Source organism: Mesorhizobium sp. M0437, from assembly GCF_040321335.1.
Lineage (GTDB): Bacteria > Pseudomonadota > Alphaproteobacteria > Rhizobiales > Rhizobiaceae > Mesorhizobium.
The window spans coordinates 56953-68197 of record NZ_JAMYRK010000012.1 but is presented as its reverse complement, the minus strand read 5'-3'; the positions used below and the strand labels follow the sequence as shown (position 1 = coordinate 68197).

General features: G+C 61.8%; 13 protein-coding genes. 5 read left to right on the top strand and 8 right to left on the bottom strand.

The annotated features are described in order from the left end of the window. Window positions 1-9 precede the first annotated feature (9 nt). Window positions 10-282, top strand: a complete 273-nt coding sequence (locus NKI72_RS10440) for a DUF3303 domain-containing protein (RefSeq protein ID WP_352833230.1) — start codon at window positions 10-12, stop codon at window positions 280-282. Between the two features lie 129 nt (window positions 283-411). Here NKI72_RS10440 and NKI72_RS10435 read toward each other — a convergent pair whose 3' ends face one another. From NKI72_RS10435 to ygfZ, 3 genes are all read right to left on the bottom strand, one after another. After that, on the bottom strand, window positions 412-2550 hold the full coding sequence (locus NKI72_RS10435; RefSeq protein WP_352850111.1) for a putative bifunctional diguanylate cyclase/phosphodiesterase: 2139 nt from the start codon (window positions 2548-2550) through the stop codon (window positions 412-414). Between the two features lie 64 nt (window positions 2551-2614). Beyond that, complete coding sequence (locus tag NKI72_RS10430; protein WP_023677753.1) at window positions 2615-3247, bottom strand: HD domain-containing protein; 633 nt, start codon at window positions 3245-3247, stop codon at window positions 2615-2617. Then, window positions 3247-4107, bottom strand: coding sequence for a CAF17-like 4Fe-4S cluster assembly/insertion protein YgfZ (gene ygfZ / locus NKI72_RS10425; protein WP_352833235.1), 861 nt, complete (start codon window positions 4105-4107; stop codon window positions 3247-3249). The genes NKI72_RS10430 and ygfZ overlap by 1 nt, the downstream gene beginning before the upstream one ends. 83 nt (window positions 4108-4190) lie before the next feature. Here ygfZ and NKI72_RS10420 point away from each other — a divergent pair, with 83 nt between their 5' ends. After that, the gene (locus NKI72_RS10420; protein WP_352833238.1) at window positions 4191-5522 is read left to right on the top strand and encodes a dihydroorotase; all 1332 of its coding nucleotides are present in this window, start codon (window positions 4191-4193) and stop codon (window positions 5520-5522) included. Here the strand turns inward: NKI72_RS10420 and NKI72_RS10415 are convergent. The 4 genes from NKI72_RS10415 to NKI72_RS10400 all read right to left on the bottom strand — a co-directional run bounded on the left by NKI72_RS10415 (window position 5519) and on the right by NKI72_RS10400 (window position 7881). Continuing rightward, window positions 5519-6319: a hypothetical protein gene (locus NKI72_RS10415; protein WP_352833241.1), complete on the bottom strand. Its 801-nt coding sequence runs from the start codon at window positions 6317-6319 to the stop codon at window positions 5519-5521. The genes NKI72_RS10420 and NKI72_RS10415 overlap by 4 nt on opposite strands. An 80-nt stretch (window positions 6320-6399) precedes the next feature. After that, on the bottom strand, window positions 6400-6657 hold the full coding sequence (locus NKI72_RS10410; protein ID WP_023677749.1) for a hypothetical protein: 258 nt from the start codon (window positions 6655-6657) through the stop codon (window positions 6400-6402). A gap of 372 nt (window positions 6658-7029) precedes the next feature. Further along, entirely contained in the window at window positions 7030-7407 is a 378-nt protein-coding gene (locus NKI72_RS10405; protein ID WP_023677748.1) for a TIGR02301 family protein, read from the bottom strand. A 48-nt stretch (window positions 7408-7455) separates the two neighbouring features. Then, window positions 7456-7881 (bottom strand): NUDIX hydrolase, encoded by a 426-nt coding sequence (locus NKI72_RS10400; protein WP_352833244.1) that lies wholly within the window; start codon window positions 7879-7881, stop codon window positions 7456-7458. 123 nt (window positions 7882-8004) lie between these two features. Here NKI72_RS10400 and NKI72_RS10395 point away from each other — a divergent pair, with 123 nt between their 5' ends. Further along, on the top strand, window positions 8005-8766 hold the full coding sequence (locus NKI72_RS10395; protein ID WP_352850110.1) for an SOS response-associated peptidase: 762 nt from the start codon (window positions 8005-8007) through the stop codon (window positions 8764-8766). Window positions 8767-8823: 57 nt separating this feature from the next. Here NKI72_RS10395 and NKI72_RS10390 read toward each other — a convergent pair whose 3' ends face one another. Further along, complete coding sequence (locus tag NKI72_RS10390) at window positions 8824-8973, bottom strand: hypothetical protein (protein WP_023677745.1); 150 nt, start codon at window positions 8971-8973, stop codon at window positions 8824-8826. Between the two features lie 413 nt (window positions 8974-9386). On the opposite strand from NKI72_RS10390, the gene cysS reads away from it, so the two are divergent. Further along, on the top strand, window positions 9387-10856 hold the full coding sequence (cysS, locus tag NKI72_RS10385) for a cysteine--tRNA ligase (protein WP_352615885.1): 1470 nt from the start codon (window positions 9387-9389) through the stop codon (window positions 10854-10856). After that, window positions 10853-11239: a VOC family protein gene (locus tag NKI72_RS10380; RefSeq protein WP_352835475.1), complete on the top strand. Its 387-nt coding sequence runs from the start codon at window positions 10853-10855 to the stop codon at window positions 11237-11239. The genes cysS and NKI72_RS10380 overlap by 4 nt, the downstream gene beginning before the upstream one ends. Window positions 11240-11245: the final 6 nt, after the last annotated feature.

The window sequence follows — 11245 nt, the reverse complement described above, 5'->3', positions numbered from 1 at the left end:
GGGAAAAAGATGCTGTTCTTCGTAACCGAGGATTTTCGCGGCTGCGACCGCAAGGAGATCTACCGCCGTTTCCGCGACCAGGGCCGCCTGAAGCCGGACGCGCTTCTCGTGCACCACAGCTGGATCGCAGCGGATATGAGCCGCTGCTTCTTGGTGGTGGAGGCCGATGACGTCACACTCCTGCAGCGGTGGGTCATCGAATGGGCGGATCTGGTCGAATTCGAGATCGTTCCCGTGGCGACGAACAAGGATATGGTGGAGGCATTGAGCGGACATCTCTGACCCGTTGGGAACCTCCTGGTTCGCCACAGCTGAATGCCGCCTTCTTCTATCAAGGAATTAACACGCGGATCGAGTGTCATCCCAAGGAGATCTAAGCCGGTTGCCCGCGCTTCCGCGAGACTGTCGCACTTAGCCGGACTGCCGGATCGTCGCGCTCGACTTCAGCAGCCGATTAATGTCCGACGGCTTTGACGGCACCCCGATCAAATAGCCCTGGGCCTCGACACAACCCTCCTTTTGCAGGAATTCAAGCTGCGCTTCGGTCTCGACACCTTCGGCGGTGACGGTGATGCCCAGCTGTGCGCCAAGCCCGATGATGGTGCGCACGATCGCCGCGGTATCGTGACTGTCGATGTCACGGGTGAAAGAGCGATCGATCTTGATCTTGTCGACGGGAAAGCGCCTGAGGTAGCCCAGCGACGAATAGCCGGTGCCGAAATCATCCAGCGCGATGCGGACGCCCAGATCGCGTAGCTGCCTGAGTGTCTTGAGCACCAGATCGCTCTCGTCCATCAGCACCGTTTCGGTGATTTCCAGTTCAAGCCGGTTGGCCGGCACGCCCGAGAACGCCAGGGCCGAGATAACGCTGCGGGCAAAGGTACCGCTTTTGATCTGTACGGCGGAGACATTGACGGCGATGCGCCAAGCCGCCCAGCCTGCCGCGGTCGTGCAGGCTTTTCGCAGCGCCCATTCTCCAAGCGGCACGATCAGCCCGGTCTCCTCGGCGGCCGGAATGAAGTCGTCCGGCCGTACCAGGCCGCGCACCGGCGAACGCCAGCGCATCAAGGCTTCGGCACCGACGATTTCGCCGGAGGCGATGTTCATGATCGGCTGGAAATCCAGCTCGAATTCCCGGCGCGACAGCGCTGCCCTGAGATCGATTTCGAGCGCCCGGCGTGCCCGCACCATCGCGTCCATGGCTGGTTCGAAGAAGCGGTACAGGTTGCGCCCTTCGCTCTTTGCCCGATAGAGCGCCATATCGGCATTTTTCAGCAAAGTGTCGGCGTCCTTGCCGTCATTCGGAAACAGCGCGATGCCGAGACTGATGCCGACACGCATGTCGTGTCTTTTGTCGCGAAACGGCTTTCCGATGATCTCGACGATGCGTTTGGCCAGCTTTTCCGCGTCGCCCGGGCTTTTGAGATTGAACTGGATGATGACGAATTCGTCGCCGCCGAAGCGGGAGACAACGTCCGTTTCATTGCGCAGGCACCGTTGCAGCCGTTCGGCCACGCATTTCAGCAGCCAGTCGCCGGAAGGATGGCCCCAAGTGTCGTTGACTGCCTTGAAGTGATCGAGGTCGAGCGAGAATATCGCCAGCGATCCGTCTCTCGTCTCACTCAGGGCTTGGTCGAGCCGTTCGCGAAGCATCGAGCGATTGGGCAGGTTGGTCAGTGTGTCGTGGTGCGCAAGATGGGTCATGCGCTCTTCCACGCGCCTGCGCTCGGTCACGTCGTCGAACGTCGCGACCCAGCCGCCGCCGCTCATCGGCCGGCGCGCAACCAGCAGCGTTCTGCCATCAGCGAGATGGCGATGCGTTACGTGTGTTTTCCCCGCCCGCAGGCAGGCTTCGATTTGCGAGATTTCGCTGTCGGGGTCGAGCTTTGTATAAATGCCCAGTTCCAGCAGCCGCTTGAACGCATCACGGTGGCTCATACCAAGCGGGAAGTCGGCCGGGCTGACATGATAAAGTTCCAGGAAACGTTCGTTGCGCACGATCAGCTTGCCATCCGCATCGTACATCAAAAGGCCTTGCGACATGTTGGCAAGTGCCGCGTCGAAACGGCGGTGCTGCTCCTTCAACTCCTGCTCGGCGCGCCGTTGCTCGGTGATGTCCTCGTAGATCGATACCCAACCGCCTGACGCCAGCGGCCGGTGCGAAATGTTGACGATACGCCCGTCTGCAAGCGTTTCCTCATAGGTGGAAGGTTTTGCCTGGTCGATATAGGGCTTGCGGATAGCATAGAGTTGCTCAGCGCTTTGCGAGGCGATGCCGATATCCACGCTGTGCTGGAGGATGTCGAAAAACCGGACGCCGGGGCGCACCACTTCGGCGTCGAGGCGAAAGATACTGATGTAGTTCCTGTTGCAGATGATCATCCGTTCATCGGCATCGAACATGCACAGGCCATGCGACATGTTCTCGACCGCTGCCGAAAAACGCTCGTTCTGTTCGCGCAGCTCGTCTTCAATAGGTTGCGGCTGACCAACGCCTTTGGCCCTCTGTCGGCGGACGGACGAACCAGCCTTGATACCGGCAACGGGCATGAGGCAAGCCTATGGACCATGGTTAACCATGGCACTGTTGTCCCTGCCGGTTAATTTACCGTTTTCAGCCGGCTGGAACGGCAGTCTGGCGTCGCGACTTTTCGATCGCCGCAAAGCGTTTGAGAAAGGCATTCTGCGCCCAAGTCACCGAGCGCGGCGTGACGTCGAAGCGCTCGGCGTTGAAGCCGCGCGGCCTGCCGAAGAACTCCGTCGCCTCTGCCGTCGAAAAACCCGCAAGCAGCGTTGCTTCGAAATAAGCGGCGATCTGATCCGCTCGCTTGATCTCCTTGCGCAGTCCCGCGTCGAGTTCGGCCGGCAGTGAAAAGCGCAGATGGATGGCGCGCTGCAGCCTGATCTCGCAATCCCTGTAGCTGCCGCCCATCACGGATTTAAACGGCGAGATCATGTCGCCGATGACATATTCCGGCGCGTCGTGCAGCAGCGCCGCCAGCCGCGCGTCGGCGTCGGCATCCGGCATCAGCTCGCCGACAAGCGTTTCGACCAGCAGCGAATGCTGGGCGACCGAAAAGGCGTGATCGCCTCTGGTCTGGCCGTTCCAGCGTGCGACGCGGGCAAGGCCATGGGCAATATCGGAGATCTCGATGTCGAGCGGCGAGGGATCGAGCAGATCGAGCCGTCGGCCGGACAGCATGCGCTGCCAGGCGCGCGGCGGCGCCCCGGCGCGATCGGCAGCCATCAGGCGTCCTCCGCGCCGATGGCTTCCTGCGGAAAGCTGAATTTCGCCCAGGACGGGATAGCGAGCGACACGGCGACATCCTCCGCCAGGATCGGCAGGCCGGCGTCGAGCGCTGCCTTGACCCGGTCGATGCGGGCAATGGCAAGGCCTGTCCTGGCCGCGGTCGAGCCAAGCGTGCCGACCGGTCGCCCCTCCACGGTCAACTCTGCGCGCGAAGTGGGCAGGGTGCGTCCGGCCGAGACAATCAACACCCGACGCCTGGCAGTGCCGCGATGCTGCATGCGCGAGACGACCTCCTGGCCGACGTAGCAGCCTTTCTTGAAGCCGACACCGCCGATCTCGTCGAGCAGCACGTCATGCGGAAAAGCGTCGCCGAGCTGGTAGTCCGCGCCGCTTTCGGCAATGCCATGGACGATGCGAAAGGCTTGCCATGCGGCAAGGTCGCCGCCATCTGCGGTGTCATCATAGAAGCGCTTGACGGCAGTATCGACAAACCGCGCATCAGCAAACGGTGCTGATTCAAATTGCGAAGCGGTTGAATCGCTTCCCCATGCGACGGCCACAACCGGCTGATCCAGCTTGGCAATTTCGACTTTGGCGCGCAATTTGTAGAGCGTCAGCCGTCGCATGAAATCATCGGCGGTCTCGGTACGGCATTCAAGTCGGAAAGCATTTTCGCCGGCGCGCGAGATCAGGAAGTCGAAAAGGATCTTGCCTTGCGGCGTTAGCAGCGCGCCGGGCTTTGCTTCGCTGCTGCCGAGCACGTCGAGGTCGGTGGTCAGGATGTTCTGTAAAAAGTGCTCGGCATCCGGCCCGGACACGGAAACGAGTGCGCGATCTCTGAGCGGGGCAAAGGGCATGGTGGGAAAACGAGCCTGATCTTGCAAAACTATCGGCCATTACGTAAGCCGCTGGCACTTCCCCCGCAAGAGACCGGATCCGTATGGCCCCCATCTACGATCTCATCCTGACAGGCGGCACCGTGGTCAATCACGACGGCCAGGGTTTTCGCGACGTCGGCATCAATGGTGGGCGCATCGCTGCCATCGGCGACCTCCGCCAGGCGTCGGCCGGTGAGACGATCGACTGCCGTGGGCTGCACATCCTGCCGGGCGTCGTCGACAGCCAGGTGCATTTCCGCGAGCCGGGCCTGGAGCACAAGGAAGATCTGGAGACGGGCTCGCGGGCAGCGGTGCTCGGCGGCGTCACCGCCGTCTTCGAGATGCCGAACACCAATCCGCTGACCACCAGTGAGGCAACCCTTGCCGACAAGGTGCGGCGTGCCACCGGCCGCATGCATTGCGACTTTGCCTTCTGGGTTGGCGGGACCCGCGACAATGCAAAAGACGCTGGCGATCTCGAGCGGCTGCCTGGTGCGGCCGGCATAAAAGTTTTCATGGGCTCGTCCACCGGCGACCTGCTGGTCGAGGACGACGAAGGCGTTGCCTCGATCCTGAGGAACACACGCCGCCGCGCCGCCTTTCACTCCGAGGACGAGTTCCGGCTGCGCGAGCGGCTTGGCGAGCGCATCGCGGGCGATCCGTCCTCACATCCGGTGTGGCGCGACGAGATCGCTGCGTTGCGCTGCACGGAGCGCCTTGTGCGCATCGCGCGCCAGGTCCGCGCCCGGATCCATGTGCTGCACATCTCGACCGCCGAGGAGGTAGGCTTCCTCGAACAGCACAAGGATGTCGCGACCTGCGAGGCGACGCCGCATCATCTGACGCTGAGCGCCGATGATTATGCGCAGTTGGGCACCCTGATCCAGATGAACCCGCCGGTGCGCGCCACGCGCCATCGCGACGGGGTCTGGTACGGCGTTGCGCAAGGCATCGTTGATGTGCTCGGCTCCGACCATGCGCCGCACACGCTGGCCGAGAAGGCAAAGCCTTATCCGGCGTCGCCGTCCGGCATGACCGGGGTGCAGACGTTGGTGCCGATCATGTTGGATCATGTCAACGCCGGCCGGCTGACGTTGCAGCGCTTTGTCGACCTGACCAGCCACGGCCCGCAGCGTATTTTCGGCATCGCCAGGAAAGGCCGTATTGCCGCCGGCTACGATGCCGATCTGACCATCGTCGATCTGAAGCGCCGCGAGACCATCGCCAACGCCCAGCAAGGCTCCAAGGCCGGCTGGACGCCTTATGACGGCAGGCAGGTGACCGGCTGGCCCGTCGGCACCATCGTGCGCGGCCGGCGCGTGATGTGGGAAGGCGAGATCGTCACGCCAAGCCAGGGCAGGGCGGTGGAATTTTCCGAGGCGCTGGCGCGCTAGTCGCCGGCGACGAAGAACGTCCATTGTCCGGTCGGCGTGATGCCGACGCGGTAGAAAATGTAGGCACCGAACTGCTTCATGTCGTCATAGTCGCTGGCGGTGACGATCTTGAACAGCTCGACCCGTTGTCTGGCGTCGAGCTTGTCCAGTGGCAGGGCGAAGAAATAGGGCCAGACATAGAGATCCTGCGGCGTGCCGGCATCGACATGGACAAAACCGGCACTGAGCACTTCTTCCAGGATGGCGAGGATCTCCTGGCCTTCCGTATCGCCCGAAAGGCCCTTCAGGAAGGCGATCGGGTCGCCCTCGATGTCCCCCAGCGACAATTGGGTCATCGTGTCGCCCTTGCCGATCAGCGGCCGAAGTTTTTCGATGTCGCCGCTTTTGCAGGCCTCGACTATCAGATCGTGCATGCGCCTGACCGGTTCCGGCAACTTGGCCAGGTCGTAGACGACTTCGGGCACGGGCGCGTCCGGATCGACATGCGGATTGGCCATGCCGCCATCGTTGGCCGGCCCTTTCGGTTCGGTTTGTTCCGGCTCGTCGGATGGCGTCGGCTGGCTGGCCTGTGGCGTCGTGCCGAGCGGGCCGGGCATCGGCACGGTACTTCCGGGCGGCGACATGTCAGCGTCGGGCGGCGGTGTGACCGGTGAGGGAAGGTCTTCGCGCTTGATCTCGCTGAGGGCTTGAGAGGGACTGCTCGCAAGAAACAGTGCAGAAGGAATCATCGCGCAGGAAGCGGTGAACCAAATGCTGAGGACCAGGCCGCGCGGCTTGCCTGATATCAAAAAATTCACCGCCTGCTACTCCCTGGTTCCAGCCCATCCATGTGCCCGGACATGATGTCCGGCGGCGCGCCGTCGTCAAAGAACGGGGGTCAGTGACGCAGTCTTTCGGGCTCGAAGGCCCCGGCAATCACCTTTTCACGCATGCGATCGAGCAGGGCAAGCGCCGAGGTCTCGCCATTGGTGCGCAGCATTTCGCCGAATGCCGTTTCGAGGGCCGCCTCGGCGATGATTTCCGGCTCGATCCCGGCCGACAATCCTTCTGCCCAGGCTTCGCTGTGGCTTTCCACGGCGGTCAGGCGCTTTTCTTCCCTGACCAGCGCGTCGATGTCGTTGACGCCATGTTCCATTGCGATGTCCACCCTTTCAAGCGGTGATCCGTTGGACAGGGATCAAGCTTGAGTTGTCCCTTTTACACGCAGGCGCAGTAAGTATTTGTAAATGCGACATTTTTTTGGTCGTCGTCTACAAATTCCGTCGCGTCCAGCAAACCTGCGTCCGATCCGTTTCAAACTTAGCCGATTAGGCAGGCCAAGGGGACGGAAACCTTCAGTTTGAGTTAATTTCACATCTGCGCGCTAACGTTTCGTTAACATAGTTGCAAAAGTGCAACATCAGGTTTGCACCAAGACCTCACTCGAGGCAAGCGGAGAAGCGTCGAACGCGTCCGCCGCAACGGCGCCGACCCTTGATGCGGCTTTTTCGCAAAGCGGCTGCCGCCGTCAGTTTCCGTAGCGCGAGGCGATGTCGCGAGACAGCGTCTCGCCTTCCTTCATGTAGCGGCTGATGGCTTCCGTCGCCGAGGCCGTGCATTGCGTATAAGTACCGCCGAACGACCGGTAGCCGCGGTTGAAGCTGGCGATGAAGCGGGCGCGCCGCTCCGGGTTCGGATTTTCCGATGCGATCAGTTTTTCCATCTCGGCTCGCCACCGATCGCCCTTCTCGCCACACAGATTACGCAGGAAATGCAGCGAGCCGAGCACTTCCGCCAGCCGCATCAGCCCGGGCTCGAACGGTGCTTCGGCGGCAATCGCCGGGCGCGCACCGACAACCACACTGACGGCGAGGCATGCGGCGAGAAACGAAGACGTGCGGCTCATGGGTCCTTGTGCTGAAACAATTTGTCGCCTGCAAGGCGATTCTCTGGCTCAGATCTCGCCGTCTTTGTCGGGACCGAGTAGATCGTCGGCAATTTCAAACACTGCATCGGCGAGCGGCATCGCTGTCATTTCGGCCAGCGTATAGAAAGCCGCGGTCTCGGCATCGTCGCTGGCCACCGCCTCGCCGCCAGCATACTCGGCCCCAAACACCGTCAGCCAGTAGTCGACCGGATGCCCGTCGCCGCTGCCGTCGATGTGGATTTCCCGCAGCGGCCGGTAGCTGCGCGCCTGCAATCCGGTCTCTTCCAGCAATTCGCGCTGTGCTGCCTGTTCCAGCGTCTCGCCGGCTTCGACCTTGCCGCCGGGAAAGGCATGGAGACCTTGCGAGGGCGGCCTGGCCCGCTTGACCAGCAGCACCGTGTTCTCGCGCACCACGCAGACCGAGACTGCCGGAATGATCTTGCGTGCTTCCATGGGCTTCGGATCGCTCGATTGGCATAGCCCGTTGTGGACCGGCCGCCGGCGAACAGCTTTAGCGGTTGCGAAAGGCGGATTCCATGGCCACTTTCACATGCCACCAATTCGAGAGCTGAATTCATGTGCGGACGCTTTGCTTTGACGGCCACTCCGGACCAGACCGCCGCCTTTCTCAGCCTAGCGGAACTTGAGGAGTTTCCGGCCCGCTACAACATCGCGCCGACGCAGCCGGTGCTGATGGCGTTTGCCGGATTGCCACAGGCGCCGGGCTCGAACCTGCCCGACCGCCGCTCGATGCTGGTGCGCTGGGGCCTGATCCCGGCCTGGGTCAAGGATACGCGTAACTTCCCGCTGCTGTTCAACGCGCGTTCTGAGGGGGCTTCGGAAAAGGCGTCGTTTCGCGCTGCCATGCGCCATCGCCGCGCCCTGGTACCGGCTTCGGGATTCTACGAATGGCACCAAACCGGTGGCAAAAGAGGGCAGCCCTATTGGGTGCGGCCAAGGCATGGCGGGCTTGTCGCCTTCGCCGGGCTGATTGAGACCTATGCTGAGCCGGGCGGCTCGGAAATGGACACCGGCGCTATTCTGACCGCCCACGCCAATGCCGATACTGCCCATATCCACGACCGCATGCCGGTAGTGATCCACCCCGAGGATTTCGCGCGCTGGTTGGATTGCCGCACGCTCGAGCCGCGCGACGTGGCCGATCTGCTGAGACCCGCCCAGCTCGATTTCTTCGAAGCGATCCCGATTTCCGACCTCGTCAACAAGGTCGCCAATACCGGGCCGGAGATTCAGGAGAAGGGCGTCGTCGAGCTTGAGCCCGACAAGGTCAAGCGCCAGAAGTCCGGCGCGAACGACAGTCAGATGAGTTTATTTTAGCAAAAGCTACTATTACTGGTTCGCCGTGAGCGCCTCAAATCTTTCCCGACGGCATTCTCAGGCAGCGCGCGGCGAAACGATTTTTTGCGCCGGCTTCTTCTTCTTCGCGGTGTGCAGAAGAGCTGCGACGATTGCTGCCGGGCCGATCGCCCGGTAATGGCTGGCGAGCGCCGGTTGCTTGGCGCGGTTGGATTCTTGCTTAGGCATTGTTCTCTTCCCTGGTAACGTCTTCGTGTCTGCGTTTGCTGGCCGAATCCGACCAAATCGTGACGCTTGCTGATCTAGCCGGCGAATGTTTCATCACAGTGCCGACCTGTTTAATAAAATGTTTCAGTGGCTCAATTCCTGTGAGCCAACGATATTTTTGGCGAAGGTAGCGACTTGACGGCAACACCGGGCAAGGCGATAAAGCCGGCCATGAGAACGTCTTTCGCCATTTGTGGCATTTGCATTATTGGCTAGCCTCGCGCTGGTCCTGGACGTTTTCGCCTCATCTCCTCCCAGATTGGACAAACGCCCCGGCCAGCAGGCTGGAGCCGATTTGCGCCTCGGCGTAACCGACTCCATCCAGAGCACGATCCCAGAAGGTCATGCCAAAGTAACGCACCGGGAACGCACGTATGTCTGACGCATCGAAGAGCCTGCGCCTCTACAACACGCTAACGCGGAGCAAGGAGGATTTCTTCCCGATCGATCCGCGCAACGTGCGCATGTATGTCTGCGGCCCGACGGTCTATGACTTCGCCCATATCGGCAATGCGCGGCCGGTGATCGTCTTCGACGTGCTGTTCCGCTTGCTGCGCCATCTCTACGGGCAAGCGCACGTCACTTACGTCCGCAACATTACGGACGTCGACGACAAGATCAACGCTCGCGCGCTGCGCGATTTCGGCGGCGAAATTGCATCGGGCAAGCTGTCGCTGAACGAAGCGATCAGGCGGGTCACCGAAAAGACCGCCGGTCAGTTCCACAAGGACGTCGCGGCGCTCGGTTGCCTGGAACCGACGGTCGAGCCGCGCGCCACCGAGTTCGTCGAGCCCAGGCCCGACGGCAAGGTCGACATGATCTTCTTGATTCAACGCTTGATCGAACGCGGCCATGCCTATGTCGCGGCTGGAGAAGTCTTGTTCGACACCGCTTCCATGCCGGATTATGGGCAGTTGTCGAAGCGCAATCTCGATGAGCAGCAGGCCGGCGCCCGCGTCGCCGTCGATGAGCACAAGAAGAACCCGCAGGATTTCGTGCTGTGGAAATTGTCTTCGCCCGAGGAGCCGGGCTGGGACAGCCCGTGGGGCAGGGGTCGGCCGGGCTGGCACATCGAGTGCTCGGCGATGTCGGCCGCCTATCTCGGCGAGGTGTTCGATATCCATGGCGGTGGTCTCGACCTGATCTTTCCGCACCACGAGAACGAGATCGCGCAATCGCGTTGCGCCCACGGCACCGAAACGATGGCCAAGATTTGGATGCACAACGGTTTCCTGCAGGTCGAGGGCCAGAAGATGTCCAAGAGCCTGGGCAATTTCTATTCGATCACCGAATTGCTGGAGACGGATACCTTTGGCGGCCGCAAATGGCCGGGCGAGGTGCTCAGGCTGGCGATGCTGATGACGCACTATCGCGAGCCGATCGACTTTTCCGTGCGCAAGCTGGAAGAGGCGGAGAATACGCTGCGCAAATGGAAGCGGGCGGCCGATCTGGCGCCGCCGACGGCAAAGCCGGTGCCGGCGGATGTGATCGAAGCGCTGTCGGATGACCTTGCCACCTACGCCGCATTCCAGTTGCTGACGCAGTTGGCTGGTGATGCTGTTGATTTCAACGCAGGTAGCGGCAACGCAGCCGCCGAAGACAACGATGCTGCCGCTTCACTGAAGGCATCGCTTCTGTTCCTCGGCTTCGACATCGCAACAGCCAAGGTGGATGAAGACGCCATTGCCAAGGCGATCGCCAAACGCCTCGCGCTGATCGCCGCCAAGAACTGGGCCGAGGCCGACCGCATCCGCGACGAGTTGCTGACGCAAGGCATCCAGTTGAAGGACGGCAAGGACCCCGTCACCGGCGAACGCATCACCACCTGGGAGGTAAAAAGATGATCGATCATCTCGGCATCACCGTTTCGGATTTCGACGCGTCGAAGGCTTTTTACGACAAGGCGATGGCGCCGCTCGGCGCCTCGCTGCTCTACATGGTGCCGCAGGAATATACCGGCGGCGCCAAGGTCGGCGGCTACGGCCGCGACCGGCCGGTGTTTTGGCTGCATGCCGGCAAGGACAAGCCGAAGGATCATCAGCATGTCGCCTTCACGGCTCGCAGCCGCGCCGAGGTCGTTGCCTTTCACGCCGCGGCGATTGCCGCCGGCGGCAAGGACAATGGCCGGCCGGGCCTGCGCCCGCACTACCATCCGAACTATTATGGCGCTTTTGTTTTCGATCCCGACGGCAACAATATCGAGGCGGTTTGCCATGCCGCGGAGTAGTGCGCG

What these genes read in the sequence shown, in the direction of transcription:
- cysS (WP_352615885.1), top strand. Translation starts at nt 9,387, where the DNA reads ATGTCTGACGCATCGAAGAGCCTGCGCCTCTACAACACGCTAACGCGG.
- NKI72_RS10400 (WP_352833244.1), bottom strand. Translation starts at nt 7,881, where the DNA reads ATGGAAGCACGCAAGATCATTCCGGCAGTCTCGGTCTGCGTGGTGCGC.
- ygfZ (WP_352833235.1), bottom strand. Translation starts at nt 4,107, where the DNA reads ATGCCCTTTGCCCCGCTCAGAGATCGCGCACTCGTTTCCGTGTCCGGG.
- NKI72_RS10435 (WP_352850111.1), bottom strand. Translation starts at nt 2,550, where the DNA reads ATGCCCGTTGCCGGTATCAAGGCTGGTTCGTCCGTCCGCCGACAGAGG.
- NKI72_RS10420 (WP_352833238.1), top strand. Translation starts at nt 4,191, where the DNA reads ATGGCCCCCATCTACGATCTCATCCTGACAGGCGGCACCGTGGTCAAT.
- NKI72_RS10405 (WP_023677748.1), bottom strand. Translation starts at nt 7,407, where the DNA reads ATGAGCCGCACGTCTTCGTTTCTCGCCGCATGCCTCGCCGTCAGTGTG.
- NKI72_RS10395 (WP_352850110.1), top strand. Translation starts at nt 8,005, where the DNA reads ATGTGCGGACGCTTTGCTTTGACGGCCACTCCGGACCAGACCGCCGCC.
- NKI72_RS10410 (WP_023677749.1), bottom strand. Translation starts at nt 6,657, where the DNA reads ATGGAACATGGCGTCAACGACATCGACGCGCTGGTCAGGGAAGAAAAG.
- NKI72_RS10390 (WP_023677745.1), bottom strand. Translation starts at nt 8,973, where the DNA reads ATGCCTAAGCAAGAATCCAACCGCGCCAAGCAACCGGCGCTCGCCAGC.
- NKI72_RS10440 (WP_352833230.1), top strand. Translation starts at nt 10, where the DNA reads ATGCTGTTCTTCGTAACCGAGGATTTTCGCGGCTGCGACCGCAAGGAG.
- NKI72_RS10430 (WP_023677753.1), bottom strand. Translation starts at nt 3,247, where the DNA reads ATGGCTGCCGATCGCGCCGGGGCGCCGCCGCGCGCCTGGCAGCGCATG.
- NKI72_RS10380 (WP_352835475.1), top strand. Translation starts at nt 10,853, where the DNA reads ATGATCGATCATCTCGGCATCACCGTTTCGGATTTCGACGCGTCGAAG.